General features: G+C 29.3%; 27 protein-coding genes, 2 tRNA genes and 1 pseudogene. 20 read left to right on the top strand and 10 right to left on the bottom strand.

The window, feature by feature from the left end; all coding sequences use genetic code 11:
* From L8W68_RS05500 to L8W68_RS05525, 6 genes and pseudogenes are all read right to left on the bottom strand, one after another.
* A pseudogene (locus L8W68_RS05500) lies at positions 1-1,014 on the bottom strand (flagellar hook-length control protein FliK); the annotation flags it as partial.
* Positions 1,004-2,197, bottom strand: a complete 1,194-nt coding sequence (locus L8W68_RS05505; protein WP_263675332.1) for an MFS transporter — start codon at positions 2,195-2,197, stop codon at positions 1,004-1,006. The pseudogene L8W68_RS05500 and the gene L8W68_RS05505, both read right to left, overlap by 11 nt.
* Positions 2,194-2,679, bottom strand: a complete 486-nt coding sequence (locus L8W68_RS05510; RefSeq protein WP_263675301.1) for a hypothetical protein — start codon at positions 2,677-2,679, stop codon at positions 2,194-2,196. Before L8W68_RS05510 ends, L8W68_RS05505 begins: the two co-directional genes overlap by 4 nt.
* Positions 2,663-2,941 carry an AtpZ/AtpI family protein gene (locus L8W68_RS05515; protein WP_039617942.1) on the bottom strand — a complete coding sequence of 93 codons (279 nt, stop codon included), beginning with the start codon at positions 2,939-2,941 and terminating at the stop codon, positions 2,663-2,665. The genes L8W68_RS05510 and L8W68_RS05515 overlap by 17 nt, the downstream gene beginning before the upstream one ends.
* Positions 2,938-4,215, bottom strand: a complete 1,278-nt coding sequence (gene hemL / locus L8W68_RS05520) for a glutamate-1-semialdehyde 2,1-aminomutase (protein ID WP_263675302.1) — start codon at positions 4,213-4,215, stop codon at positions 2,938-2,940. Before hemL ends, L8W68_RS05515 begins: the two co-directional genes overlap by 4 nt.
* Complete coding sequence (locus L8W68_RS05525; RefSeq protein WP_012661297.1) at positions 4,212-4,556, bottom strand: c-type cytochrome; 345 nt, start codon at positions 4,554-4,556, stop codon at positions 4,212-4,214. Before L8W68_RS05525 ends, hemL begins: the two co-directional genes overlap by 4 nt.
* A gap of 79 nt (positions 4,557-4,635) precedes the next feature.
* Between L8W68_RS05525 and folD the strand changes: the two genes are divergently transcribed.
* The 4 genes from folD to tgt all read left to right on the top strand — a co-directional run bounded on the left by folD (position 4,636) and on the right by tgt (position 8,866).
* A complete protein-coding gene (folD, locus tag L8W68_RS05530; RefSeq protein ID WP_257904703.1) occupies positions 4,636-5,484 on the top strand; it encodes a bifunctional methylenetetrahydrofolate dehydrogenase/methenyltetrahydrofolate cyclohydrolase FolD in 849 nt (282 codons plus the stop codon).
* Positions 5,481-6,329 carry a signal peptidase I gene (gene lepB, locus L8W68_RS05535; RefSeq protein WP_039617949.1) on the top strand — a complete coding sequence of 283 codons (849 nt, stop codon included), beginning with the start codon at positions 5,481-5,483 and terminating at the stop codon, positions 6,327-6,329. The genes folD and lepB overlap by 4 nt, the downstream gene beginning before the upstream one ends.
* 163 nt (positions 6,330-6,492) lie before the next feature.
* Entirely contained in the window at positions 6,493-7,659 is a 1,167-nt protein-coding gene (locus L8W68_RS05540) for a pyridoxal phosphate-dependent aminotransferase (RefSeq protein ID WP_257927784.1), read from the top strand.
* Between the two features lie 88 nt (positions 7,660-7,747).
* Positions 7,748-8,866: a tRNA guanosine(34) transglycosylase Tgt gene (gene tgt / locus L8W68_RS05545; RefSeq protein WP_263675303.1), complete on the top strand. Its 1,119-nt coding sequence runs from the start codon at positions 7,748-7,750 to the stop codon at positions 8,864-8,866.
* Between the two features lie 6 nt (positions 8,867-8,872).
* Here tgt and L8W68_RS05550 read toward each other — a convergent pair.
* Positions 8,873-8,949: transfer RNA gene (locus L8W68_RS05550), tRNA-Arg, on the bottom strand.
* Between the two features lie 120 nt (positions 8,950-9,069).
* Here L8W68_RS05550 and L8W68_RS05555 point away from each other — a divergent pair.
* The 8 genes from L8W68_RS05555 to L8W68_RS05590 all read left to right on the top strand — a co-directional run bounded on the left by L8W68_RS05555 (position 9,070) and on the right by L8W68_RS05590 (position 16,250).
* Positions 9,070-10,512 carry an acetyl-CoA carboxylase subunit A gene (locus L8W68_RS05555; protein WP_039617956.1) on the top strand — a complete coding sequence of 481 codons (1,443 nt, stop codon included), beginning with the start codon at positions 9,070-9,072 and terminating at the stop codon, positions 10,510-10,512.
* Positions 10,509-10,769 carry a hypothetical protein gene (locus tag L8W68_RS05560; RefSeq protein WP_263675304.1) on the top strand — a complete coding sequence of 87 codons (261 nt, stop codon included), beginning with the start codon at positions 10,509-10,511 and terminating at the stop codon, positions 10,767-10,769. The genes L8W68_RS05555 and L8W68_RS05560 overlap by 4 nt, the downstream gene beginning before the upstream one ends.
* On the top strand, positions 10,769-11,488 hold the full coding sequence (locus L8W68_RS05565; RefSeq protein WP_263675305.1) for an arginyltransferase: 720 nt from the start codon (positions 10,769-10,771) through the stop codon (positions 11,486-11,488). Before L8W68_RS05560 ends, L8W68_RS05565 begins: the two co-directional genes overlap by 1 nt.
* An 18-nt stretch (positions 11,489-11,506) precedes the next feature.
* Positions 11,507-12,313 carry an adenylosuccinate lyase gene (locus L8W68_RS05570; RefSeq protein WP_039617961.1) on the top strand — a complete coding sequence of 269 codons (807 nt, stop codon included), beginning with the start codon at positions 11,507-11,509 and terminating at the stop codon, positions 12,311-12,313.
* Between the two features lie 71 nt (positions 12,314-12,384).
* The gene (gene ftsW, locus L8W68_RS05575; RefSeq protein ID WP_263675306.1) at positions 12,385-13,548 is read left to right on the top strand and encodes a putative lipid II flippase FtsW; all 1,164 of its coding nucleotides are present in this window, start codon (positions 12,385-12,387) and stop codon (positions 13,546-13,548) included.
* A 112-nt stretch (positions 13,549-13,660) separates the two neighbouring features.
* On the top strand, positions 13,661-14,572 hold the full coding sequence (gene argF / locus L8W68_RS05580; RefSeq protein WP_263675307.1) for an ornithine carbamoyltransferase: 912 nt from the start codon (positions 13,661-13,663) through the stop codon (positions 14,570-14,572).
* A gap of 170 nt (positions 14,573-14,742) precedes the next feature.
* Positions 14,743-15,489, top strand: coding sequence for a transporter substrate-binding domain-containing protein (locus tag L8W68_RS05585; protein ID WP_263663956.1), 747 nt, complete (start codon positions 14,743-14,745; stop codon positions 15,487-15,489).
* A gap of 2 nt (positions 15,490-15,491) precedes the next feature.
* Positions 15,492-16,250 carry a basic amino acid ABC transporter substrate-binding protein gene (locus tag L8W68_RS05590; protein ID WP_263675308.1) on the top strand — a complete coding sequence of 253 codons (759 nt, stop codon included), beginning with the start codon at positions 15,492-15,494 and terminating at the stop codon, positions 16,248-16,250.
* Here the strand turns inward: L8W68_RS05590 and L8W68_RS05595 are convergent, their stop codons facing one another.
* A complete protein-coding gene (locus L8W68_RS05595) occupies positions 16,251-17,516 on the bottom strand; it encodes an aminotransferase class V-fold PLP-dependent enzyme (protein WP_263675309.1) in 1,266 nt (421 codons plus the stop codon).
* Positions 17,517-17,573: 57 nt separating this feature from the next.
* Between L8W68_RS05595 and L8W68_RS05600 the strand changes: the two genes are divergently transcribed.
* From L8W68_RS05600 to L8W68_RS05615, 4 genes are all read left to right on the top strand, one after another.
* Complete coding sequence (locus tag L8W68_RS05600; protein ID WP_263675310.1) at positions 17,574-18,425, top strand: DUF234 domain-containing protein; 852 nt, start codon at positions 17,574-17,576, stop codon at positions 18,423-18,425.
* Position 18,426: 1 nt separating this feature from the next.
* Entirely contained in the window at positions 18,427-19,443 is a 1,017-nt protein-coding gene (locus tag L8W68_RS05605; protein ID WP_257938676.1) for a sensor histidine kinase, read from the top strand.
* Between the two features lie 42 nt (positions 19,444-19,485).
* A tRNA-Arg gene (locus tag L8W68_RS05610) sits at positions 19,486-19,562 on the top strand.
* Positions 19,563-19,575: 13 nt separating this feature from the next.
* Entirely contained in the window at positions 19,576-20,043 is a 468-nt protein-coding gene (locus L8W68_RS05615) for a tRNA (cytidine(34)-2'-O)-methyltransferase (protein WP_257938675.1), read from the top strand.
* On the opposite strand, the gene L8W68_RS05620 is transcribed toward L8W68_RS05615, so the two are convergent.
* Together L8W68_RS05620 and L8W68_RS05625 are read right to left on the bottom strand one after the other, a co-directional pair.
* Positions 20,040-20,768: an amino acid ABC transporter ATP-binding protein gene (locus L8W68_RS05620; protein WP_039617973.1), complete on the bottom strand. Its 729-nt coding sequence runs from the start codon at positions 20,766-20,768 to the stop codon at positions 20,040-20,042. The genes L8W68_RS05615 and L8W68_RS05620 overlap by 4 nt on opposite strands.
* A complete protein-coding gene (locus L8W68_RS05625; RefSeq protein WP_039617975.1) occupies positions 20,761-21,513 on the bottom strand; it encodes an amino acid ABC transporter permease in 753 nt (250 codons plus the stop codon). The genes L8W68_RS05620 and L8W68_RS05625 overlap by 8 nt, the downstream gene beginning before the upstream one ends.
* A 221-nt stretch (positions 21,514-21,734) precedes the next feature.
* Between L8W68_RS05625 and L8W68_RS05630 the strand changes: the two genes are divergently transcribed.
* From L8W68_RS05630 to L8W68_RS05645, 4 genes are read left to right on the top strand one after another with little or no spacing between them, the layout of a single operon-like run.
* Entirely contained in the window at positions 21,735-23,177 is a 1,443-nt protein-coding gene (locus L8W68_RS05630) for an alanine/glycine:cation symporter family protein (RefSeq protein WP_115645335.1), read from the top strand.
* A complete protein-coding gene (locus L8W68_RS05635) occupies positions 23,177-23,317 on the top strand; it encodes a hypothetical protein (RefSeq protein ID WP_087685579.1) in 141 nt (46 codons plus the stop codon). Before L8W68_RS05630 ends, L8W68_RS05635 begins: the two co-directional genes overlap by 1 nt.
* 33 nt (positions 23,318-23,350) lie before the next feature.
* The gene (gene glyS, locus L8W68_RS05640) at positions 23,351-25,345 is read left to right on the top strand and encodes a glycine--tRNA ligase subunit beta (RefSeq protein ID WP_263675311.1); all 1,995 of its coding nucleotides are present in this window, start codon (positions 23,351-23,353) and stop codon (positions 25,343-25,345) included.
* The gene (locus L8W68_RS05645) at positions 25,342-26,148 is read left to right on the top strand and encodes a M23 family metallopeptidase (RefSeq protein ID WP_263675312.1); all 807 of its coding nucleotides are present in this window, start codon (positions 25,342-25,344) and stop codon (positions 26,146-26,148) included. The genes glyS and L8W68_RS05645 overlap by 4 nt, the downstream gene beginning before the upstream one ends.

A 26,148-nucleotide genomic window follows, 5' to 3' on the forward strand; every position in this document is an offset into this window, starting at 1 on the left:
GCTTTTTTGTGGAGTTTTTATTTCTTCTTTTAACTCTTCTTTGATGTCTTTAGTGTGTGGAATTTTATTTAAATTTTCTTGTGTTGTTTCGGTTTTGTTTTTGTGATTTTTTATATCTTTTAAAAGTATTATAAAATCTTTTATATTTTGGCTAAGCTCTTTTAGTATATGAGTGTTTTGAATTTTTATGTTTTCTGGTTTAGCTAGTTCTTTGTTGATAAGTGTTAAATTTTTATTAAGATTTTTGATAAAATTATCCGCAATATTTTGGAGTTTTTCTTGACTAATAGAACTTGGGTTTTTATTGATATAATTTTTAAAATTTTCTATTTTATCAAATAGCTTAAAAAGTGTCTTGTAGTTTGTATTTTCTAAAGAAATTTTATTATCTTTTTTGTGATTTTGTAAGATGCGAATAAGTTCTTTTAGTGTACTTGTGGTGTCAAGATTTTTAAGATCTAAATTACTTATATCACGTTTTAGATTTTCGCTAGTAGCCCCTTTTATGGTATTTAAAAGATTAAAAAAGCTTTGTGGTAAATTTTGTTCTTTTAAAGAATGATTGAGTTTTGCTTCTAAAAATACACCTGAATTTTTTACCAAAGATGAAAGATTTTTATTGTTGATATCTTTAGCGGGTTTAACTAGATCTTCTAAAACTTTAAGTAGTTTTTCAAATTCAGGATTTTTAGAAAGCTCTGCTTGAAGTTTTTTAATTTCATTAGCAAAATTAGGTGCAAAATTTAAATCTTTGTGATTTTTTAATACTGCTAAATCAGGATCTTTGTTGGTTTTGATTTGATCTAAAAGTTTATTTAATAATTCTTGTAATTTTTGATCGATTTTGCTTACATAATCTTTAGGTAATTTGACTTCAGGATTGTTTTTAGAAAATAAAGGATTTTTTAAAGCATCATTGAGTGAGGTTTTTTTGTCTGATTTCTCACTTTTGTTGTCTTTGCTTGTTTCGTTTTTTGCAAATTGATTTTGATTGTTAGAAATATTAGTTATCATCTAGCATTACCATATTACCTGGTTTTCTTTTAAATTTGGTTAGATTTTTAAATTTTGGTTTATCTATAGCAAAGGCAATTAAAACAGCTAACAAAACGATGTAAAAATACATAAAACCATTGCCTTCAAAATAATACATCAAAGTTCCAAGCACAGCAGGCGCAAATAAAGCACCAAAAGAATAAGTAAAAAGAACGGCTCTGCCTAGCTCAACTCTTTTGCTAGAATCATCAAGCATATCATTTGCTCTAGCTAAAGAAAGAGCATATAAACAACACATTCCCATACCTAGTAAAAAGCCAAAAAAGTATTTTAAATAAATATTATAGCTTAATAATAAAATACAAAGCATAGCACTTAAAGCGGTAAAAGCGCATAAAATAATAGCAAATTTACGACTAATTTTATCAGAAAGGGTTCCGATGAAAAGTTGAGATATAAATCCTCCTAACATGGTACAAAATATAAAAATCGAAGCTTCTTTTGCGCCAAATCCTTGTATGAGTATAAATAAAGAAGCCATGGAGAAAAATCCATTCAAAAGCATACCTGCTATAAAGCTTGTCACTAAAGCTAAAGGCACTATATCAAAAACTTTAGGGATGGAAATTTTGGTTTTTTGTGGTAAAACCGGCTCTTTAATACGGATTAAAAATAAAGGAATAGAAGCAAACATGATAAAACTAGCGCTTAAAATAAATACTGTATTACTTGGGAAATCAAATGACATAAGTAAAATTCCAAAGCCTGATGATGAGTAAAATACTACTTCATAAAAGGCTATTACTCTTGAGCGAATAGCATTTTTTGCTTTTTCATTAAGCCATGATTCTATGACCATTAAAAGTGCATAATAGCAAAAACCAAGCAAAAATCTCAAAACCATCCAAAAATATAGATTAGAATTTAAACTATGAAGCATAGTAGCTATACCAAAAATGATGGCAAAAATTCCAAAAGATCTTATATGTCCTACTTTAGAGACTATCCTATGGGCACTAATAGTGCTTACCATGGCACCAAGAAAATAACAACTTCCTATTATCCCTATATAAAAATTACTAACATCGTTATGTTTTAGAATAATTGCTATAGAATTTACCGTTAAAGCACTTCCTATAAAAACAAAAATCATACCAAAAAACAATGCAGTTAATGATCTAATCGTTCTCTTTGAGCTCAACATTTTCTTATTAAAAAATTATATACTAATACCGCTATGGGTGTGACAAACATTGCACAAAACAAGGCAAAAATACTCATTAAGCCTTGAAACTCTAAAAATAAAAATCCTGCTATTAAAAACACATAAGCAAAAATTTTAAATAAAGAAAAAAAAGCCAATGCGTTTTTAAAAATACTTTTAAATTTTGGTTTTAAATCGTCATCTATATGGATAAATTTTATAATTTTTGGCAAAGAATATTGTTTTTTAGCAAAAATTTGCAAAGGCCTTTGTGTAAAATCATAATTTTTAGCTGCTTTAAAAATAAAATTTTTATAATTTAAAAAAGATATCAGAATGATTAAATTTTGAGCTAAAAAGCCAAATTCAAAGCTTATAAAGGTTTTAAAGCTTAACTCTTTATAGAAAAAAACTCCTGCTAAGAAAAGTAAATTTAATCCTAGCAAGAGTTTTAGTAAAATTTTAGGCTTTAGGATCATTTTTTAAATCTTTATAGCGATTTTCTTCTTTAAATTCCTCATAGCTTTTTACTTGTGCTTTGTAAGCTTTATAAACATTTAAAATCGCTGCAGCTACTCCTATAAACACTCCTACCCAAAAAAGCCAAGCTATACCGGTTAAGTTTTTTAAAAAATAGCCTATACCAACTCCGATTAAAACAGCTACAACCATGGATATGCCAAGGCTTAATCCATCTGCAGCTTCTATACCTTTGCGAATGATTTTTTGTCTTTTATTCATAGGGCTTTAAAACTTTCTTGTGCTGCTTGTATAGTTTTATCAATGATTTTTTTATCCATACATTCACATATAAAACCTGTTTCAAATTGAGATGGTGCTAAATACACGCCTTTGCTTAGCATTTGTGTATGAAATTTAGCAAATAATTTAGTATCTGATTTTAAAGCATCTTGATAATTATTAACAGGGTTTTCACAAAAGAAAAATCCAAACATAGAACCAACGCAATTAACTTGCAAAGGAATTTTATAATCATTTGCAGCTTCTTTAAAGCCTTGAGTAAGTCTTTTACCTAGTTTTTCTAATTTTTCATATAAACCTTCATAATTTCTTGCTTTTTTTAAGCTCGCATAACCTGCAGCCATAGCAAGAGGATTACCACTTAGTGTTCCTGCTTGATATACCCCACCCAAAGGACTTAATAAATCCATAATCTCAGCTCTTGCAGCAAAAGCAGCCGCAGGCATACCTCCGCCTATAACCTTACCAAAAGTTACTATATCAGCTTTTATATTATTAATTCCAAAAGAGCCTAGATATGAAGCTCTAAAGCCACTCATAACTTCATCAAAAATCAAAAGAATTTGATGCTCATCACATAGTTTTCTTAGCTCTTGTAAAAATTCTATTTTAGCAGGTACTAGGCCCATGTTTCCTGCAATTGGCTCTATAATAATACAAGCTATATTGTCATCATTATTGATTAAGTTTTTAACACTTTCAATGTCATTATAAATAGCTACTAAGGTATTTTTAGCTACATCAGTTAAAACTCCTAGTGAGCTTGGGGTGTTAAAAGTAGCGGCGCCACTTCCAGCGCTTACTAGTAAAGAATCAGAATGCCCATGATAACATCCTTCAAATTTGATGATTTTATCTTTTTTGCTAAATCCTCTTGCAAGACGAATAGCACTCATAGTGGCTTCTGTGCCACTGCTTACAAAGCGTATTTTGTCTAAATGTGGCCAATCTTTTAAGATAAATTTAGCCAACTTAGTTTCAGCTAGGGTTGGTGCGCCAAAGCTTGAACCATGTTCTAATGCTTTTTTACAAGCTTTTTCAATATCCTCATCACAATGCCCAAAAAGTAAAGGCCCCCAACTTTGTACATAATCTATATAAGTATTATCTTCTATATCGCTAATATAAGCACCTTTTCCTTGCTTGATAAATAAAGGATTGCTACCTACACTTGCAAAAGCACGCACAGGAGAATCAACCCCGCCCGCTATATATTCACAAGCTTCTTCAAAGGCTTTTTTATTATTTTTCATTTTTTACTCCTTTTGTTATTAGTAATATAATCATAAAGCGATTTCATCTCATCTTCTGTTAATGAGTAAGTTGGCATAATGCTTTTTGCCTCTTGAGGTTGGCTTAAAATTTCTCTAAAACGTGTATAAGGAGTGTTTTTAATACTTGGCACTATAAAAGGTGTTTTTTCTCCATTTTTAGTATAATATCCTAGTATTTGTTGTCCTCCATCGCCATGGCATTTAGCACAACTTATGCCTCTTGGATTTTTGTAAAGGGATTCTTGGTATTCTTTAGGTGAGATAAAATCTTCAGCCCAAACACCATAAACTATAAAAAACAAAAATAAAATAATTTTCATTTATCACCTTTAACAAAAAAGAAGTTTTATTATGATACAATTTTTTAAGTTAAAGAAAGCTATAAATTTAAGGAAAGAAATGACACTTTTAGATGGTAAAAAGCTAAGTGATGAGATAAAAAATAATCTAAAACAAGAAGTATTAGAACTTAAAACCCAAAGCATAGAGCCTTGTTTGGCTGTGATTTTAGTAGGTGAAGATCCTGCTAGTGCTACTTATGTGGGTTCTAAAGCAAAGGCTTGTGAGCAATGTGGGATCAAGTCTTTGGTTTATAGACTTGATGTAAACACAACTCAAAATGAACTTTTGGCTTTGATTAATACCTTAAATCATGATGATAGTGTTGATGGAATTTTAGTTCAGCTTCCATTACCAGCACATATTAATAAAGATATCATTTTAGAAAGTATTAATTTTAATAAAGATGTAGATGGTTTTCATCCTTTTAATGTCGGGAATTTAAATTTAAATTTAAAAGGTGGTTTTTTGCCATGTACGCCTTTGGGTGTTATGAAAATTTTAGAGCATTATGATATAAAATTAGAAGGTGCTGATGTAGTTGTAATAGGAGCTTCTAATATAGTAGGTCGTCCTATGGCTACGCTTTTATTAAATGCTAATGCTAGTGTAAGTATTTGTCATATTTATACAAAAGATTTAAAAGCTTATACAAAAAATGCTGATATTATCATCGTAGCAGCAGGTTGTCCAAATCTTTTAAAAGAAGATATGGTTAAAGAGGGTGTGATAGTAGTTGATGTAGGGATTAATAGAGTTGATGGAAAAATAGTAGGTGATGTTGATTTTGAAAATGTAAGTAAAAAAGCTAGTTATATTACTCCTGTACCAGGTGGGGTAGGGCCTATGACTATAGCAATGCTTTTAGAAAATACTATAAAATCAGCTAAAAATAGGATTAAAAAATGAATTTTTTGAAAAAAATCTATAAATTCACGCAATCTTGGACAGGGACTTTAATAGTTGTTTTATTGATTATATTTTTCTTTATACAAGCTTTTACTATACCAAGTGGTTCTATGAAAAATACTTTATTAGTAGGGGATTTTTTATTTGTAAAAAAATTCTCTTATGGTATTCCAACTCCACATATTCCTTGGATAGAAGTGCCTGTTTTGCCTGATTTTAATAAAAATGGACATTTGGTAAGCGCTGAAGGTCCTAAAAGAGGAGATATTGTAGTATTTAGATATCCACATGAGCCAAAAATTCATTATGTAAAAAGATGTGTAGCTAAGGGTGGAGATGAGGTTGTTTTTGCAAATAAAACCTTATATGTGCGTATGGTTGAGGGTGATGAGTATATGAAAGATTATTATCCTAATAAAACAAAAATCATAGGCGGAAGACTTTTTGTAAAAGAACCTTTTGTAGAAAAAGGAATACATTATGATTCTAGAGTGGATATAGAAAGTGTGTTTTTTCGCTATTTAAATTTAGGTCAATTTGCTATGAAGCCTGCTTCTTTTGATGAATTAGGTGCTAATAATATTTATGGTTTTAATGCTTATTATTATAAAGTGCCTGAAAATGAGTATTTTATGATGGGAGATAACCGTGATCACTCCAGTGATAGTAGATTTTGGGGAAGTGTAGATTATAAATATATAGTTGGTCAACCTTGGTTTATTTATTTTTCATGGGATGAAAATAAAAAAGTTAGATGGGAAAGAGTAGGGCGTTTGGTTGAAACTATAGAAAAAGATGAGCGTTTTATCCATCATAATGAAAGCGATATAGAAGCTTTAGAATAATTACTCAAAGAAACAATATAAAATTTTTATGTGTAGAAAATGTATAGTTTCTACACAAATTTATAAAAATATACACTCTTAATTTTATTCGTAGATTTTTTTAAGCTCCAAGTTGTAACAATTAACACAAATAAAAATCAAAGCAAAAAATAAAGGATAAAAAATGCTAAGTCAAAGATCTCAAAATCTAGGAGAATCCTTAACTTTAGTAATGACTGATATAGCCAAAACTTTAAAAGCAAATGGTGAAAAAGTTATTAGTTTTTCAGCAGGTGAGCCTGATTTTGATACTCCAGAAATCATTAAAAAAGCAGCAATTGAAGCTATTGAAAAAGGTTGTGGGGCTTATACGCCAGTTGTTGGCATAAAAGAAGTTATAGAAGCTATACAATATAAATTTAAAAATGATAATAATTTAGAATATAAAGCAAGTGAAATCATTACTAATGTTGGTGCTAAGCATTCTTTATTTATGGCGATTGAGTGTTTAGTTGAAGAAGGTGATGAGGTTATCATACCAAGTCCTTATTGGGTGAGTTATCCTGAAATGGTGAAATTTGCAGGTGGAACTCCTGTATTTATAGAAGGTGAAGCAAAAAATGGCTTTAAAATTACTCCTGAGCAATTAAAACAAGCTATTACTCCAAAAACTAAAGTTTTGATGTTTAATTCCCCATCAAATCCTACAGGGGCAATATATTCTAAAGAAGAAATTACTGCTTTGGCTAAGGTTTTAGAAGGAACTAAAATCGTAGTTTTAAGTGATGAGATTTATGAAAAATTAGTTTATGATGGAGAATTTTGTGCTTTTGCACAAGTGAGCGAAGATGCTTTAAATAGAACTGTAAGTATTAATGGTCTTAGTAAATGCGGTGCTATGCCAGGATGGCGTTTTGGTTATATGGCGAGCAAAATGAGTGAGTTTAACAATGCTGTTAAAAAATTACAAGGACAAAGTACTTCAAATATTTGTTCAATCATTCAACACGCAGCTTTACCAGCCTTGCTTGGAAAAGCAGATAGTGATATTGAAATGATGAGACAAGCTTTTTTAAAGCGTAGAGAATTAGCGTGTGAAATTTTAGCTAAAAGCGATAAGTTAAAATTAGAACAAATTCCACAAGGAGCTTTTTATTTATTTATTTCTTGTAAAGAAGTTGATAGTGATTCTATGAGATTTTGTAAAAGATTATTAGAAGAGCAAAAAGTAGCTTTAGTACCAGGCATAGGTTTTGGTATGGAAGGGTATTTTAGACTTTCTTATGCAACTAATGAAAAAGATATCATTGAAGGTTGTGAAAAAATCGTTGAATTTGTAAAAAACTACTAATTTCTTAAGCCTGTTAAAAACAGGCTTTCTTTCAAAAAACTTATAAGCAAGTCTTTGGTATGATTATGCAAAAAATATAGGAAAATCAATGGAATTTGAAGTTCAATATAAAAGTGCAAATGCTAGAGCTTGTCGTATAAAAACTACACATAGTGAAATTTTAACTCCCATCTTTATGCCAGTTGGGACTTTAGCTGCGATTAAAAGTTTAGATGCTGTTGATATGAGTGAAATTTTAAATGCAAAAATTATTTTAGCAAATACTTATCATTTGTATTTAAGACCAGGTTCTAAGGTGATTAAGCAAATGGGTGGCTTGCATGGTTTTAGTAAATTTAATGGTTCTTTTTTAACAGATAGTGGAGGTTTTCAAGCTTTTTCTTTAAGTAAAAATTCCAAACCTGATGAAAAAGGAATTCAATTTAAAAGTCATATTGATGGAAGTTTGCATTATTTTACCCCGCAAAGTGTTTTAGATGCACAGTATGATTTTAATTCAGATATTATGATGATTTTAGATGATTTAGTGGCCTTGCCTGCAAGTAAAGAAAGGATAGAGCTTTCTTTAAAACGTACTATAAAATGGGCAAAAGAAGCTATTGATTATCATAAATTAAAGCAAAGTCAAGGTGTGGGAATAGGGCAAAATATCTTTGGTATTATCCAAGGTGGGACTGATTTTGAAGCTAGAAAAATTTGTTCTCAAGCACTTTGTGAGATGGACTTTGATGGTTTGGCTATAGGTGGATTAAGCGTAGGAGAAGAAAATGAGGCTATGTATGATACGGTTGAGGCTATGATGCCTTATGTTGATAGCAATCGTCCTAGATATTTAATGGGAGTTGGCACACCTGAAGATTTAGTAGAAAATGTAGCAAGAGGTGTGGATATGTTTGATTGTGTGATGCCAACAAGAAATGCAAGAAATGGAACTTTGTTTACTAGCTTTGGAAAATTTAATATCAAAAAAGCAGAATTTATCACTGATCATGCCCCTATAGATAACAAATGTTCTTGTTATACATGTAAAAACTTTTCAAGGGCTTATTTAAATCATTTATTTAAAGCTAAAGAATTAACCTTTTTTAGACTTGCAAGTATTCATAATTTGCATTACTATCTAAATTTGGTAAAGCAAATGCGAGAAGCTATTATCAAAGATGAATTTGAAAATTTTAGAAAAGAATTTTATAGACAAAGAATATAAATAAAGTGGTACGCCCAAGAGGATTCGAACCTCTGACCTTTTGAACCGCAATCAAATGCTCTATCCAGCTGAGCTATGGGCGCAAAATAAAAGAGTAATTTTATCAAAAAATTCTTAAAATTAGCAAAAATAAGCAATTTTATAGAATTTTTATATTTTTATGCTAATCTTCTTTGAATAATATTTTAGCTTAAGGCAAAGTAATGATACATAAGATTTTAATAGCCAATAGAGGTGAGATTGCAGTAAGGGTAATCCGTGCTTGTAGGGATTTACATATAAAAAGCGTTGCTGTTTATACTGAACCTGATCATGAGTGCTTGCATGTAAAAGTTGCTGATGAGGCATATAGAATAGGAACTGATGCAATAAGAGGGTATTTAGATGGTAAAAGAATAGTTGAAATTGCTAAAGCTTGTGGAGCTGATGCTATACATCCTGGATATGGCTTTTTAAGTGAAAATTATGAATTTGCTAAAGAATGTGAAGAAGCAGGGATTATATTTATAGGGCCAAAATCAGATGTTATTCGTAAAATGGGAAATAAAAATATAGCAAGATATCTAATGAAAAAAAATGGAATTCCTGTGGTTCCAGGTACTGAAAAATTAAATCATTGCACATTAGAAGAAATCAAACTTCAAGCTTTAAAAATAGGCTATCCTGTGATTTTAAAAGCCAGTGGTGGCGGTGGTGGTAGAGGTATACGCGTAGTACATAAAGAAGAAGATTTAGAAAAATCTTTTGAAGCATGCAAAAGAGAAGCGCTAAGTTTTTTTAAAAATGATGAAGTTTTTATGGAAAAATATGTTATTAATCCAAGGCATATTGAGTTTCAAATTTTAGCAGATAATTATGGTAATATTATTCATCTTTGTGAAAGAGATTGTTCAATACAAAGAAGACACCAAAAAATTATAGAAATAGCACCTTGTCCAAGTATCTCAGAAAAATTAAGAAAAACTATAGGTGTTACTGCAGTAGCTGCTGCAAAAGCTGTGGGTTATACCAATGTTGGAACGGTTGAGTTTTTGCTTGATGATTATAATAGATTTTATTTTATGGAAATGAATACAAGAATTCAAGTAGAACACCCAATCACGGAAGAAATCACAGGAATTGATCTTATCACAAGACAAATTCGTATAGCAAATGGGGAAATTTTAGATCTTGAGCAAAGCGATATAAAGCCAAGAGGCTTTGCGATAGAAGCTAGGATTACAGCAGAAAATGTATGGAAAAATTTTATTCCAAGTCCGGGTAAAATCACAGAATATTTTCCAGCTTTAGGGCCGTCTGTAAGAGTGGATAGTCATTTGTATAAAGACTACACTGTGCCACCTTATTATGATTCTTTGCTTGCAAAATTAATCGTTAAAGGCTCAAGTTATGATAGCGCAGTTAATAGACTTGAGAGAGCTTTAAAAGAATTTGTGATTGATGATATTAGAACAACTGTGCCATTTTTGATTGCAATTACCAAAATAAGAGAATTTAGAAGAGGGTATTTTGATACTTCTTTTATAGAAACACATATGGAAGAGCTTTTAGAAAAAACAGAAGATAGGCACCAAGAAAACAAAGAAGAAGTAATTGCTGCTATAGCTGCGGCCTTACAAAAGATAAAAGAAAGTAGACAATCATGAGTTTTTTAGATGAATTAAAAGATATAAAAAAAGCACTCCAAAAAGAACAATGTCAAATAAAAAAAGAAAAAGTTAAAGCGAGTAAAAGTGGAGTGAGTATGAAAAATACTGACTTAGATACTATACAAAAAGACTTAGCTAGGCAAAATGAGGATAAAAAACAAGAACAAGAATTTGAAGATATGTTTTTGAAAGAAGAGCGTTTGGCTAATGAATTTATGGAATTTGTAAAAAATAGCGATATTAAAAAGATCTAATGAATAATATTATTGGTTTTTGTACTTTAGAAGAAGAATGCCCTTATCTTGAAAATAGGTATTGTAGAAATGAATATAATTATATATCTTTTATTAATAAAGCACAAAATCAAGAATTAGTTTCAAGAGGTTGGCGTCGCTTTGGTTCGTATTTTTCAAGACCAATATGTAATGATTGTAATGAATGTCAAAATTTGCGTATTTTAGTGGAGAATTTTCATTTTAGCAAAAGTTATCGCAGGGTTTTGAAAAAAAATATAGCTACTAAAATAATCTTACAAAAACCTTCTTTAAGTGATGAGCATCTATTATTATACGAAAAATATCATCATTATCAAAAAGATAAGAGAAATTGGAAAATTTATGATTTAAATTTTAGAAAATATTACAATCTTTATGTAGATAATGCAGGTACTTTTGGATACGAGCTTGATTTTTATATAGATAATAAGCTAGTTTGTGTTGATTTGATCGATATTTTAGAAGATGGAATTTCTAGTATATATTGTTTTTATGATCCTGATTTTTCTCATCTAAGTCTTGGTAAATACTCACTTTTAACAGAAATAAAACTTGCACAATTAAAAAAATTAAAATACATTTATTTAGGATATTTTGTAAAAGGGTGTCAATCTTTATCGTATAAAGCCGATTATAGTCCAAATGAAATTTTAAAACACGCTAGTGCTTTAAATGAACAAGCATTTTTGTGGAGTTAGGTTTATAGAGAGGATTTTATGCAAGTAGTGCAAACTTTAGAATCAGTTAGTGTTAATACTGATGATTTTTTAATGTTTAAATATTTTCAAGATCTTATCCGTAAAAATTTTTCTAAAGTTATAGGTAATAAAAATAAAACATTATCTTTTTTTGTAGAAAATGAAATTCCTCAAAGAAGATATTTTTTAAAACTTGTTAATCACAAGTATAAAAAAAATACTGGAAATCAAATCGATAATCTTGCCTTTGCGCACTATAAAACCTTTAAGTTAAACCTTGCTCAAGCAAATACTTTAAAACCTGTAATCTTTGCTAAAATAGGCTTTGCACAAAAGAATATTTTAATCACACTAAGTTCAAATGAAAAATTATTTGCTGTGTATTTGGAGCAGTATTTTAAAGACCATAAAAGTGTGTATGATGAAAAAAATTGTATTTTTTCAGTAGAATACAAAGATGATAACACTTTGAATCTTTTAGAAATTTTAGCAAGCGTGAATGAGCATTTAAAATATTGTGTTGATTTTACGATTAACGAAACTCAGCTTTTAGAATTTAGAAATAAAATGAAAAATAAAGCTAGTACTAATTGGAAATTTAATGCACTAGCAAAGCTTTTTGAAAATTATTTTCAAACACTAGGGTGTAATTCTAGCGATGATTTTGCTACTATTAGACAAAATTATCTTAACTTAGTTAAAATTTATCATCCTGATCGCCATCAAGGTAAAAGTAAGATCGAGCAAGCTTATTGTCGTGAAGAATTTGAGAAGATTCAGCTTGCTTATGAGAGTTTAAAATCTTTATATAAAAATAATACTTGAAGTTAAAATAACATCATTTTAAGTTGCAATTTATTAAAATTAACTTTTTTATAAAAATTTAGGGAATAATATTGGTTGCTGATAGAAAGTTATTTTTTTTAAGTTGTATTCTCATAACCATAGGAATACTTTTTTCTTATTCTTTAAGTGCTTTTACTGTGCTTTATTTAGAATATAATGAATTTCATTTTTTCATCAGACAGCTTTTTTTTGGGCTTAGCGGTATAGCTATTATTTATTTTGTTTCAAGATTAAATCCTGATAGTAAAATGGCACACTATTTGATGATAAGCGTTTTACTCATCTCCTTTTTGCTTATACTTATTTTACCTTTTTTACCTACCTTTCTTGCTACTGCAGCAGGTGGTGCTAAAAGGTGGATTAGGCTTGGTCCTTTATCTATCTCTCCAGTTGAATTTTTTAAAATAGGTTTGATTTATTTCCTTGCTTGGTCTTATACAAGAAGGATTGATGATAGTAAAAAAGCAATCAAGCATGAAGTTTTAATTTTAATTCCTTATTTTATTTTAGCTGCTTTTGTTATTGGTTATATTTATATGACACAAAATGATTTAGGACAAAGCGTTATTTCTTTTTTCTTGGTTTTTGCTTTAGCTTTTTTTGCAGGAGCTAGTAAAAGACTTTTTGCTTTTGGTGTGGTTATTGTTGGAATGATTGGTGTTTTGGTGATTTTAAGTAATCAAAGAAGAATTCAGCGTATTTCTGCTTGGTGGGGAAATATCCAAGATGCATTTTTGCCTTTCTTTCCTGATTGGTTAGCAAGTGCTTTAAGGGTAAGCCATAATTCAGAACCTTATCAAATTTCACATAGTTTAAATGCTATAGCTCATGGTGGATTTTTTGGAGAGGGTTTAGGGCTTGGAACTTTTAAACTAGGATTTTTAAGTGAAGTGCATACAGACTTTGTTTTATCAGGGATTACTGAAGAAATAGGGCTATTAGGATTAGGCATTATATGTTTTATTTATTTGATGGTGATACTTAGAATTTTTAGAATAGCAGGGCGTTGTGAAAATAAGGTTCATTTTTTGTTTTGTTCAGGTGTAGCTTTACTTTTATTATTTTCATTTTTTATGAATGCATTTGGAATTATTTCTTTAACTCCATTAAAAGGAGTTGCTGTGCCACTTTTAAGTTATGGTGGCAGTTCTATGTGGTCTATTTGTCTTGGAATAGGCTATGTTTTAATGATTAGTAAAAAGGTAAAAATATAAATTTGTATTTATTTGTTAAAGTTTTTATATAATATACAATATTATTAATATTTTATAAATAAAACTATATTATATTATTTTTTGTTGATATATTAAAAATAAGGATATGTAAATGAAACACTTTTTAACATTGATGGATTTTACTAAAGAAAATATTTTAAATATTATTAATCATGCTGCTGATTTGAAAAAAAATCCAAAAAAATTATTGCAAGACAAAACCTTGGCAATGATTTTTGAAAAAAATTCTACGCGTACAAGAATGGCTTTTGAACTTGCAATTACAGAACTTGGTGGGAAAGCCATATGCTTAAATAGTAATGATTTGCAACTTGGTAGAGGTGAATCTATTAAAGATACAGCTAGGGTTATTGGTTCTATGGTGGATTTTATAATGATGAGAGTAAAAAATCATGATAGTTTAGTAGAATTTGCAAGATATTCTAAAGCTCATGTTATTAATGGTTTAAGTGACCTTTATCATCCAACACAGATTTTAGGAGATTTATTAACTATTAAAGAACAAGGTAAGGAAAAAGATAACAATTTAAAAATTGCTTTTATAGGAGATAGTAATAATGTATGTAATTCTTGGTTGATAGCTTCTGCGATTTTAGGTTATGAAATTAGTATAGCTATACCAAAAAATTATAGTATAAATACACAAGTTTGGAATTTTGCTACAAAAAAATCAGAAATTTCAGGTGCAAAAATTTCGTTATTTCATAATAAATTTGAAGCTTTGAAAGACAAAGATGTTGTTGTGACTGATACATGGGTTTCAATGGGCGAAGAAGTTGAAAAAGAAAATAAAATAAAAGACTTTGATGGTTTTATGATTGATAATAAAGCGATGAAATATGCAAATAAAGACGCTATTTTGCTTCATTGTTTACCTGCATACAAAGGTTTTGAAGTTAGTGAAGAAATTTTTGAGAAGCATTCTAAAGTTATTTTTGAAGAAGCTGTAAATCGTCTTTATGTGGTTAAAGCACTCCTTTGTTTTTTAAAAAAACAATTATAATTTATTTTTAAAGAAATGAAATAAAAATTAAACTATAGAAATTAAAATATTAAAAAAATATTTTTTTGCTATAATTTTAGACAATTTACTAAAACAAAGGAGTGCTAATGAAAAAATACAGGCGTTTAAACACATTGTAACTTTTATTAATTTAATCTTTAGGAGATAAAATGAAAAAAATATTATGTGTTGTTTTAATATTATTTGGTGTTTTGATTTTAAGTGCTTGTTCAAAACAAGTCGAAAATCAAGATAAGATTTTAAAGGTAGGCATAGAAGCAAGTTATCCACCGTATGAATTTATGCAAGATGGAAAACTCAGTGGTTTTGATGTAGATATTATCCAGGAATTAGCAAAAAGAGCTAATTTTAAAATAGAATTTATTAATATGAGTTATGATGCTCTTATTCCAGCCTTAATGGGTAAGAAAATCGATCTTATTATTTCTTCTATGGGAATTACTCCTCAAAGAGCACAAAATGTTGATTTTAGTATTTCTTATTTTAAAGATAAAAATGTATATTTAAAACATAAAATTAGCAATTTTTCAAAAAAAGAGGATTTAAAATCAAAAAATATTTGTGTTTTACTCGGTTCTATCCAAGAAAATGCTGCAAAGCAAATCTCAAATGCAGTTGTAGTAGCTAATGAAAGTATGCTAAATTGTTTTTTAAACTTAGATGCTCAAAAAATTGATGCTGTGGTAACTGATAAAGCAAGTGCTATGAATTTTTTAAAACAGTATTCTAACGTAACTGCTTTTTATGAAGAAGATGATGGAAGTGAAGGTTTTGGTATAGCATTTAGAAAAAATGAATTTAAGGATTTAATTTCTAAAGTTAATCAACACTTAGAAGAAATGAAAAAAGATGGCACTTTAGAAAAATTTTTAGTTAAATATAATTTAAAGGATTAAAAATGAAAAAAATATTATATGTTGTTTTAGCGTTATTTGGTATATTAGCTTTAGGTGCTTGCTCAAGCGATAAAAGTCAAGCTAGTGCTTCTGGTGAAAAGGTTTATAAAGTAGGTATAGCAGCAAATTATCCTCCTTTTGATTTTATTAAAGATGCAAAAATTACCGGATTTGATGTTGATTTGCTAGAAGAGATAGCAAAAAGAGAAAATTTAAAACTTGAGTGGGTAAATATGAGTTTTGATGGTTTAATCCCTGCTTTAAAAGCTGGAAAGATTGATATGATAGCTTCTGCTATGAGCTCAACACCACAAAGATTAACAAGTATGGATTTTAGTGATACTTATTTTAATACTAAAAATTTATATTTAAAATTAAAAACAGATTCTAGTGTTAGTGATAAGCAAAGTTTAGAAGGTAAAAAAATAGGTGTTCAACTTGGAACTATTCAAGAAAGTGCTGCTAAGGCTATTCCAAATGCTCAAGTGGTAGCTAGCGAGGAAATGTTAGCCGCGATTTTAGCTTTAAAAGCTGGTAAAGTTGATGCAGTTTTAACAGATAAAGATATCGGTAAAGGTTATTTAAAAACTAATGAAGAATTAGAAGCATTTTTAGAAGAAAATGATGGAAGTTCAGGTTTTTGTGTAGCTTTTGATAAAGGAAAGCAAACTGAGCTTGTTCAAAAAATCAATGCAGGTTTAGAAAAAGTTAAAGCTGATGGTACTTACCAAAAAATCGTAGAAAAATACGATTTACAATAATTAACTTAAAGCCTTGATACTTGCTTTCAAGGCTTTAAAAAAATACTCTATATCTTCTTTTGTGTGCGTATAATGAAAACCCACTCTTAGCCAACCTGGTTTAGATTTTAATTCTTGATTATCTTTTAATTTTAGTAAATCATGCCCATAAGGTCCTGCGCAAGCACAGCCTGCTCTTGTTTCTATCTTATAAGTTTTGCTTAGTTTGTAAGCTAAATCAAAAGGAGAAATTCCTTCTATGTTAAAAGCAAAAATAGGCAATCTATGAGTGATATTTTTTGCATATAAGATCATTTTTGGAAAATTTGTACATTGTTTTAAAAAATACTCACAAAGCTCTTTTTCTTTTTTTTCTATATTTTTTAAACCTATTTCATTGCGTACTTTAAAAGCTAAACTTGCTCTAATTAGTTGAATAATTCCAGGTGTACCACCTTCTTCTAAATTTTCAACCTCGCATAAGTATTGCTGAGAAGTTCTTGAAACATAACCTACGGTTCCACCTGCAGCAAAGCTAGGAGTATTACCACATAGACTTTTTTTAATAGCAAGCAAACCACAAGATCCTACACCTCCAAGTAGCTTATGAGAGCTAATAAACACTGCATCGTAAAATTTAGGATCTAAATTAGCATAAGGAGCTAAGGTGGAAATATCAAAAGCAACTATGCCATTATATTGTTTGATTAGGGTATAGATTTTTTTATAATCACTTAAAATTCCTGTGACATTTGAAGCTGCGTTAAAGCTTGCTATGATTTGTCTATTTTTAGATTTTTTTAATAATTTTTTCAAAAAAACATAATCTAGCTCGCCATTTTTATCTAAGGGTATGCGAACACATTCACACAAAGCCTCTCTGAATGAAAGTTCGTTAGAATGGTGTTCATAAGGTCCTACTATAACTAAAGGCAAGGTGTTTTTATCTGTATTTTTAAAATATTTTTCTTTAATAAGCGGGGGTATGTACAGACCTAAAAGCTCTTGAAATTTTTTAATAGCAGCTGAAGATCCACTCCCGCAAGCTATAAGAGCAAAGCTATCATCTAATTCAAGGTATTTTTTTAAATTTATTCTTGCATTTTCATAATGTTGTTGTGTGATGAAAGAATTTAAAGAGCTATCTGAATGTGTATTTGCATAGGTAATAAGAATTTTTTTAATTTCCTTTTCTATGCTTTTTAATGCTAAAGCGCTAGCTGTAAAATCAAAATAATATATTCCTTTTTTTAAAATAATATCTTTTTTTAATGTTTCAATATTCAAAAAATTCCCCCAAAAATTTGTTAAAATTATATCATACAAAATATTTAAAATAAGGATATGACTATAAAATTTAGTGAATTTTCAAAGCATTGTGATTCTTTAGAGCTTAAAAGTGTTTTTGATTTTTATAGTGTTTTTGATGAATTTGAATTTGATTTGAAATTAAATTTATATGATAATATTTTAAATGTTTTTGTTTTAAATGCTTTTGACATTTTAGCTGATTTAAATTTAGATGAAAATAGCTTAAAAGCTTTAAGTGTTTTGAGTAAAAATGATAGAAAACGCTATTCTATTAATAAATCCATTCCGCATTTTCAAGCACTAGGGCTTATCAATAAGCTTTTAGAAAGAAATATTTTGATTTTAGAAAAAAGTCAAGAAAAACCTATTGTAAAAAATAAAAGACAAAAAATTAAAAAAGAATTACGCTCTTATAGTATTCAAGATAAGGTTGTTTTTAAAAACCAAGGATTAAGATTTTTCTTTTATTTTATATATCCTAACTTAAACCTAGTTGCGATGAAAAAACATAATGAATTAATAGAAATAATCCAAGAAAATTTAGAAAAATATCAAAGCTTTACTTTTGAGCTTTTGTGTAAAGAATTTTTAGCCAAAAAGCTTAAAGTAGAACAGGTGTATAGTTTTTGGAATTATCACCATGAAATAGATTTGTATTATCATGAAAATAATTTTTGTGTTTTAGGTGAGGTTAAATTTAAAGAAAGAAAAATATGTAAAAATATTTTAAATACTTTAAAAAATAAGGCAAAGCAGTTGCAAATCCAACCAAATTTGTATGTGCTTTTTTCAAAACAAGGTTTTAGCAAAGAGCTTGTATTAAACAAAGAACCTAATTTGCTTTTATATGCTTTAGATGATTTTGATTTTTTGATTAAGGATTGATATGGATGAAAATATTTTAAAAAGTTTAGATTCTAGTGAAAAAGAAAACTTACAGCAAGGTTTAAAAGCATTAATAGAACAAACCTATGTTATAGAAAATGAATATAAGCAACTTAATGAAAACTACACAGCATTAAGACAAATGGTAAGTGAGATTATAGAGGTTTTACCTATGGCTTTGTGGATTTTAGATGCAAATAAAAATATCATTTTGCAAAATAATTTAGCTACACAAAAGCCAAAGCTTTTAGAGTGTATTGATCTTGATAAAACGCATTATGAGCTTGAGTTTGATCATAAATTTTATTTAATCAAAATTACCTCTCATACTGATAAACTTATAGTGAATGCAACAGATATTAGTGATGAAAAAAGAAATGAAAGATTAGCCAGCATGGGAACAGTTGCTGCACACTTAGCACATGAAATACGCAATCCTATTGGCTCTATTTCTTTATTAAGCTCTACTTTGTTTGAAAGAAGTGAGTTAAAAAACAAGCATATAGTTTTAGAAATTCAAAAAGCAATTTCAAGAGTAGAGCGTATTGTAAATTCTACCTTGCTTTTTACAAAAGGTGTGCATGTTAATTTAAATGAGTTTAATTTAAAAGAATTACAAGATGAATGCGAGCAGGCTATTGGAGCTTATAATTATCTAGCTAATATTGATTTTAAATTTGAATTTTTGGATTTAAAAATCAATGCAGATAAATCTTTGCTTGCATTAGTATTGCAAAATTTGCTTTATAATGCCATAGACGCTATTGAAGAAAGCGAAAATGATGATGGTTGTATAAAGGTTAAATGTGAGCAAAAAGAAGATAGGGTTTTTATCAAGGTTTATGATAATGGTGTGAGTATCAAAGATAAAAAAATGGTTTTTGAAGCTTTTAAAACAACTAAGTTAAAAGGCAATGGTTTGGGTCTTTCTTTATCAAAACAAATTATTGATGCGCATAATGGAGTTTTAGGTTTTGATGAAAATCCAAAATGTTTTTTTATAGAGCTTAAAATTTAAGCTCTATAAAATAAATTTTTTCTTAAAATAATAAAAATATTTGTCCTCATAGCTCAGCTGGATAGAGCGCAGAATTCCTAATTCTGAGGCCGCAAGTTCAAACCTTGCTGGGGACACCATTTAAGGAAAAAGATGTTTCATATAGTCTTGGTTGAGCCTCGTATACCGCAAAATACAGGAAGTATAGGTAGAATGTGTTTTAATGCAGGATTTACTTTGCATATTATTAATCCACTTTTTAGTATTGATGAAAAGGCGGTTAAAAGAGCAGGGCTTGATTATTGGAAAAAGTTAAATCCTTTATTATGGGATAATTTAGAAGATTTTTTAAAAAAATATGAAGAATTTCAAGATAGATTTTTCTTTGCAACAACTAAAACCACTCAAGCTTATTTTGACGTAAATTATCAAAAAGGCGATTTTTTGTTTTTTGGAAGTGAAAGCTTTGGTTTACCTATGGATTTAATGCAAAAAAAATGGGAAAATGCTATTACTATACCGATGAAAGATTGTGGCAGAAGTTTAAATTTAGCTACAAGCGTAGGCATAGTGAGTTATGAAGCTTTGAGGCAAAATTTTGCCTCTTTTAAAAAATTTTAATGATTTAAAACTTGATTTAAAAATTCTTTCAATCTTTCATTTTTTGGGTTTTCAAAAGCTACTTTAGGACATTCATCTACTGCTATAATACCTTTATCCATAAAGAAAATTCGATTAGCTACATTTCTTGCAAAGCCCATTTCATGTGTAACTACAAGCATAGTTAAACCTTCTTTAGCCACTTCTTTCATAATGTTTAAAACCTCACCTATCATCTCAGGATCTAAAGCCGAAGTTGGCTCATCAAATAAAATCACATCAGGATTCATCATCAATGATCTTGCTATAGCAATACGCTGTTTTTGTCCACCTGAAAGCTTGTGAGGAAAATAGCTTTCTTTGTCACTTAAGCCAACTTTTTTGAGTAGTTCCCGCGCTTTTTTTACTGCTTCGTCTTTGCTCATGATTTTAGTTTGTACTGGTGCTAAGCATAAATTTTCTAAAACATTTTTATTATTAAAAAGATTAAAATGTTGAAACACCATGCTTACTTTTTGACGAATTTTATTGATATCTGCTTTTTTATCAAGTATATTGACATTATTAATATAAATATTACCACTATCTGGTGTTTCAAGTTTGTTTAAGCAGCGTAAAAAAGTACTTTTTCCGCCTCCACTAGGCCCTATAATAGCAATAATATCGCCTTTATGCACTTCAACGCTAATATCTTTTAAAACTTCTAAATCTCCGTATTTTTTAATCAAATTTTCTATTTTAATCATGTTTATTTAATCTCACTTCTATAAATCTTGCAATGAGTGTTAAAATTTTAACACTTACATAATACACAAGTCCTGTAAAAATAATAGGCTTAGGGTTGTAATAGATTGCTTGTAAGCTTTTACTTTGCATGGTAATATCCATAACGCTAATATAACCCACTATTGAAGTTTCTTTAAATAAGGAAATAAATTCATTCATTAAAGAAGGTAAAATGTTTTTAATTGCTTGTGGGAAGATGATTAGTCTCATAGAAGCAGAATAATTAAGTCCCATTGCTCTTGCTGCTTCCATTTGTCCTTTATCTACGCTTTGAATTCCACTTCTTACGATTTCAGCTACATAAGCAGAGCTATTAAGCCCAAGCGCGATAATAGCTACATAAAAATTATCACTCCAAGTAGCAAAAATCACTACTGAAAAAATTAAAAGTTGTAAAAGCAGAGGGGTTCCGCGTATAATGTCTATGTATTCATCTATAATAAAATTTAAACTTTGGATTTCTAAAAATCTTAAAAATGCTAGGAAAAAACCAAGCACTATTCCTATTAAAATTCCACCCACTGTTAAACCAAGTGTTGTGAAATAACTATGAACATAAGCTTTGGCTTCTATGGTATAAGCATATTCACCTGTGGCTAAACCATTTTGATCTTTAACTTGTAAAATTTCAATAGGAAATGAAAAATAAGCCCAAAAAACAATAATGGCAAAAAATACAAAAATTTTCATCGTATTTTGTTTCAACTTACACACCTTGTAAAATTTTAAAAATCTAAGTGTATAAAAATTAAGTTTTCTTTTTACTTAAAGGTGTCTTATGTGATTTTATTACTAGTATTTTGAGTTAAATTTTCACATAGCTTCAAAAAATAAAATAAATTTAACCTAAAATTATATTTTTTTATGACAAATTCATTTTTTTATGATAAATTTATGCTCAGAAATTATAAAAAAAGGAGATAAATATGGATTTAATATCCCAATTTGTTGCCTTTGTGAATAATCAGTATTATTCTATTTTAGTAATTTTACTTATTGTCACAGGGTTTTATTATAGTTATTTGACGGGTTTTGTGCAATTTCGAATGCTTCCTTATGTGTTTGATATCTTAACAGAAAAGCAAGAAAAGCATGAAAAGCACCATATTACTCCTTTTCAAGCTTTGATGATTTCAACAGCTTCAAGAGTTGGTATAGGAAATATCGCAGGTATTGCAGTAGCTGTTGTTTTGGGTGGGCCAGGTGCTTTGTTTTGGATGTGGGCTATGGCGTTTTTTGGTGGTGCCTCAGCTTTTGCAGAAAGTACTTTAGCACAGGTTTATAAAAGCCGTGATGGTAAAAGTTTTAAAGGTGGTCCTGCTTATTATATTAGCAAAGCCTTAAATTTAAAATGGCTTGGAGCTGTTTTTGCGGTGATTTTGATCATCACTTATGCTTATGGATTTAATGGTCTTCAAAGCCAAACTATGACTTCAGCATTTGAGTTTTACTATAAAGGCATGGTTGATGCTAGCGAAGTGAGTTTTGCTCAAAGTTGGTGGCCTATTGTAATAGGAGCAATTTTAGCTGTTTTTGCTGCTTATATGTTTTTTGGTGATCACACTAAAATAGGTAAAGTAAGTTCGGTTATCGTTCCTATTATGGCGATGATTTATGTGGGTTTATCTATCATAGCAATGTTTATGAATTTTGATAAAATTCCTGAAGTGTTTTCTATGATTTTTAAAAGTGCTTTTGATTTTGAAGCTATTTTTGGCGGATTTGCAGGTTCTGCTTTGGTTATAGGTATAAAAAGAGGATTATTTTCTAATGAAGCGGGTATGGGTTCAGCGCCAAATGCAGCAGCTTCAGCTCTTACAACTCACCCTGCAAAACAAGGGGTTATTCAAGCATTTTCTGTATTAATTGATGTGATTATTTGTACAAGTTCAGGATTTTTAGTGTTATTTTCACTTGCTTATGCAAATAATATCGGCGTAGATGGCAAGCCTATTTTAACAGCCCTGCCTTTGGTGCAAGAATCTATGAGAGAGTATTATGGAAATTTAGGTGTACATTTTACTACTGTTAGTATAGTTTTATTTGCTATTACTTCTTTGATAGGAAATTACTATTATGCTCAAGCAAATATTAAATACCTTACTCAAAATCCTATTATTATCAATCTTTTTAAAGCAAGCGCTGTGCTTATGATTTTTATTGGTGCAAATATGGATTTAAAATTTGCGTGGGATTTAGCTGATACTACTATGGCGTTTATGGCTACGATTAATATCATTTCTATTTTATTGCTTGGTGGTATAGTGAAAAAGGTATTAAAAGACTTTAGCGAACAAAAAAGACAAGGCAGAGATCCGGTATTTAGCGCTTCAAAGCTTGGTATTAAAAACGCAGAGTGTTGGGATTAATGATAGATTATATTATTATTGCTTTGTTTGTAGCTTTTATGGTTTTTCTTGTGTTTGGCTTTAACCGCCAAATGCAAGAAAAAGCTAAACAAAGAGAAGAAAAACTAAAAACAAAGAAAGATTTTAAAAAAAATAGGTAAAATACACTAAAAATTTTTAAAAAAGAGTGTAAAATGAAATTGTTAATAGAAATAGGCACAGAAGAGCTTCCTGCTATTCCTTTATTAAAAGAACTTCCAAATATTACTAAAAAATGGGAAAAGATTTTACAAGAGTATCATTTAGAATCTGAATTTAAATTTTTCTATACTCCTAGAAGATTGGTTTTTATCCATGAAAATTTTAAAGAAAAACAAGATGATTCTTTTGTGGAATTTATAGGCGCACCTAGGGCGATAGCTTATAAAGATGGAAAACTTACTCAAGCAGGGCTTAGTTTTTTAGAAAAAAGTGGTTTAAAAGAAGAAGAGCTTGAATTTAAAGAAATTAAAGGTAAAGAAGTATTGTATTGTCAAAAACAAGTGCAAGGTTTACAAAGCAAGGCAGTTTTAGCTCAAATGATCGAAGCTTTCTTGAAAAGCTTGAGCTTTGGTAAAACTATGAGATGGGGTGATGGTAGATTTGAATTTATCAGAGCTATTCGCTCGCTTTGTTGTATTTTAAATGATGAGTTGATTGAGTTTGAAAGCTATGGTGTTAAAAGTGCAAAAAGTACTTTTGTGCATAGAAGTGTTAGTTATGATTTGATAGCTTTTGAAAGCATTGATGAGTATTTTAAAACTTTAGAGCAAAATTATATTATTTTAGATCAAGAACAAAGAAAAAAACTTATCATTGAACAGTTAAAGACACTTGAAAAAGAAAATGATATTACTATTGCAGAAGATGATGAGCTTTTAGCTGAAGTTGTAGCTATCACAGAGTATCCAAAGGCATTATTAGGGCGTTTTGAAAAGGAGTATTTAGAAATCCCAAGTGAGGTAATCATCACTTCCATGAGAGAAAACCAACGCTATTTTGCAGTATTTAAAAACAATACTTTGAGCAATCATTTTATTGTAGTTTCTAATGCGGTTTGTGAGGATTATTCTAAAATCATTAATGGAAATGAAAGAGTTTTAAGAGCAAGATTAAGCGATGCGATGTTTTTTTGGAAAAATGACTTAGCACAGGGCTTAAATAATGATAAAATAAGCCAAATGGTTTATCTTGAAGGACTTGGAACCTTAAAAGATAAAATCATTAGAGAACAAAAAATCGCCGCTAAGCTTTGTGAGGTTTTTGCTAATACTCAAAAAGATGAAATTTTAAAAGCTATAGAATACTCAAAAGCTGATCTAAGTACTCAAATGGTGTATGAATTTACTGATCTTCAAGGCATTATGGGATCTTATTATGCCAAGGCTATGGGTATGAGCGATGAGCTTGCTTTGGCGATTAAAGAACAATATCTTCCAAATGGCGATAATTCAGCTATGCCAAGTAATGAATTTAGCTCTATTGTAGCTTTAGCTTATAAGTTTGATACACTCATGGGGCTTTTTTCAATGGGGAAAATCCCAAGTGGTACAAAAGACCCTTATGCTTTAAGAAGAGCAGCAAATGGTGTTTTAAAAATTATCCTAGCTTTAAATAAAAATTTTGATCTTAAGATATTTTTAGAAGCAATAGCTAGTGAGTATAAAAGCTTTGATTTGAAAATTTTATTAGATTTTATCTTAGAGCGTTTATATACTTTTTATGAAGTAAATGCTTCTTTTGTTAAAGCTGTGCTTAGCTCTAAAACTTATGATGTTATTTATATTGATTCTTGTATGAAAGCTTTGATTCAAAGCGCAAATAAGGCAGATTTTAGTCAAAATTTTGCTACTTTTAAGCGTTTGGCAAATATTGCAGTATTAAGCGAAGCTCAAGTTAATGAGAATTTGTTTAACACTCAAGAGGAAAAAGATTTATACCAAGCTTTTATGCAGTGTAAAACAAAAGAAAATAATACCCAAGAGCTTTTAGAAAGCCTTTTTGCACTCAAACCACAAATTGATACTTTTTTTGATAAAGTAATGATTAATGACAAAGATGAAAATATTAAAAACAATCGCCAAGCTTTAGTATGTGCAATTTATCGTGAGTTTTTAAAAATAGCTGATATTAAAGAGCTTAGTGTATGAGAAGAATTCTTTTTTTTCTATGTTTTTTGATTTTTACTTTAGAAGCTAGAGAGATTGAGCTTATAAAAGGGCAAGTAGTTTTTTTAGAATTTGATAAAAGTAATTTTTTACAAATTAGCTCAAATTCTAAAAAACTTCCTTTTTTTGAGTATAAAAATAAAGTTATTGTTAGTATAGCTATGCCTTATAAAAACCCCAAAGATAGAAAATTAATAGCTGAATTTAAAGATAATTCCAAAGAAGAAATTAACATAAAATTTAGCCAAGGAAATTACAAAAAAGAATTTTTAAAAGTTAGCGCTTCTAAGGTCAATCCACCTAAAGAAACACTTAATCGCATTAGCAAAGAATATCAAGAAGCTATTAAGGTTTATAATACTTATACTAATACAGCTTTATTTGAAGGCAATTTTACATACCCTTTAGAAAGTAAAATTACAAGTGATTTTGGAAAAGCAAGATTGTTTAATGATACTCTTAAAAGTTATCATAGCGGAACTGATTTTAGAGCAGCAAGTGGAACAAAAATTTATGCGAGCAATGATGGTATTGTAAGGATTGCTTCAAATCGTTACTATGCAGGAAATTCAGTGGTGATTGACCATGGATATGGGATTTATTCTCAATATTATCATCTATCAAAACTTAATGTAAAAGTAGGACAAAAGGTAAAAAAAGGCGAGCTTGTAGGTTTGAGTGGAGCTAGTGGTAGGGTTACAGGACCACATTTGCATTTTGGAATTTTAGTTAATGGTGTGCAAGTTGATCCACTTGATTTTATCGCTAAATTTAATGCTTTATAA

Source organism: Campylobacter sp. FU_497 (assembly GCF_025772425.1).
GTDB lineage: Bacteria > Campylobacterota > Campylobacteria > Campylobacterales > Campylobacteraceae > Campylobacter_D > Campylobacter_D lari_C.

Excerpts from the sequence above, each read along its gene's own strand:
- argF (WP_263675307.1), top strand. The coding sequence starts at position 13,661 with ATGAAACACTTTTTAACATTGATGGATTTTACTAAAGAAAATATTTTA.
- L8W68_RS05590 (WP_263675308.1), top strand. The coding sequence starts at position 15,492 with ATGAAAAAAATATTATATGTTGTTTTAGCGTTATTTGGTATATTAGCT.
- L8W68_RS05510 (WP_263675301.1), bottom strand. The coding sequence starts at position 2,679 with ATGATCCTAAAGCCTAAAATTTTACTAAAACTCTTGCTAGGATTAAAT.
- lepB (WP_039617949.1), top strand. The coding sequence starts at position 5,481 with ATGAATTTTTTGAAAAAAATCTATAAATTCACGCAATCTTGGACAGGG.
- L8W68_RS05585 (WP_263663956.1), top strand. The coding sequence starts at position 14,743 with ATGAAAAAAATATTATGTGTTGTTTTAATATTATTTGGTGTTTTGATT.
- L8W68_RS05555 (WP_039617956.1), top strand. The coding sequence starts at position 9,070 with ATGATACATAAGATTTTAATAGCCAATAGAGGTGAGATTGCAGTAAGG.
- L8W68_RS05600 (WP_263675310.1), top strand. The coding sequence starts at position 17,574 with ATGACTATAAAATTTAGTGAATTTTCAAAGCATTGTGATTCTTTAGAG.
- L8W68_RS05540 (WP_257927784.1), top strand. The coding sequence starts at position 6,493 with ATGCTAAGTCAAAGATCTCAAAATCTAGGAGAATCCTTAACTTTAGTA.
- glyS (WP_263675311.1), top strand. The coding sequence starts at position 23,351 with ATGAAATTGTTAATAGAAATAGGCACAGAAGAGCTTCCTGCTATTCCT.
- L8W68_RS05515 (WP_039617942.1), bottom strand. The coding sequence starts at position 2,941 with ATGAATAAAAGACAAAAAATCATTCGCAAAGGTATAGAAGCTGCAGAT.
- L8W68_RS05560 (WP_263675304.1), top strand. The coding sequence starts at position 10,509 with ATGAGTTTTTTAGATGAATTAAAAGATATAAAAAAAGCACTCCAAAAA.
- L8W68_RS05605 (WP_257938676.1), top strand. The coding sequence starts at position 18,427 with ATGGATGAAAATATTTTAAAAAGTTTAGATTCTAGTGAAAAAGAAAAC.
- L8W68_RS05525 (WP_012661297.1), bottom strand. The coding sequence starts at position 4,556 with ATGAAAATTATTTTATTTTTGTTTTTTATAGTTTATGGTGTTTGGGCT.
- L8W68_RS05620 (WP_039617973.1), bottom strand. The coding sequence starts at position 20,768 with ATGATTAAAATAGAAAATTTGATTAAAAAATACGGAGATTTAGAAGTT.
- tgt (WP_263675303.1), top strand. The coding sequence starts at position 7,748 with ATGGAATTTGAAGTTCAATATAAAAGTGCAAATGCTAGAGCTTGTCGT.
- L8W68_RS05645 (WP_263675312.1), top strand. The coding sequence starts at position 25,342 with ATGAGAAGAATTCTTTTTTTTCTATGTTTTTTGATTTTTACTTTAGAA.
- L8W68_RS05565 (WP_263675305.1), top strand. The coding sequence starts at position 10,769 with ATGAATAATATTATTGGTTTTTGTACTTTAGAAGAAGAATGCCCTTAT.
- L8W68_RS05615 (WP_257938675.1), top strand. The coding sequence starts at position 19,576 with ATGTTTCATATAGTCTTGGTTGAGCCTCGTATACCGCAAAATACAGGA.
- L8W68_RS05635 (WP_087685579.1), top strand. The coding sequence starts at position 23,177 with ATGATAGATTATATTATTATTGCTTTGTTTGTAGCTTTTATGGTTTTT.
- L8W68_RS05570 (WP_039617961.1), top strand. The coding sequence starts at position 11,507 with ATGCAAGTAGTGCAAACTTTAGAATCAGTTAGTGTTAATACTGATGAT.
- L8W68_RS05630 (WP_115645335.1), top strand. The coding sequence starts at position 21,735 with ATGGATTTAATATCCCAATTTGTTGCCTTTGTGAATAATCAGTATTAT.
- hemL (WP_263675302.1), bottom strand. The coding sequence starts at position 4,215 with ATGAAAAATAATAAAAAAGCCTTTGAAGAAGCTTGTGAATATATAGCG.
- folD (WP_257904703.1), top strand. The coding sequence starts at position 4,636 with ATGACACTTTTAGATGGTAAAAAGCTAAGTGATGAGATAAAAAATAAT.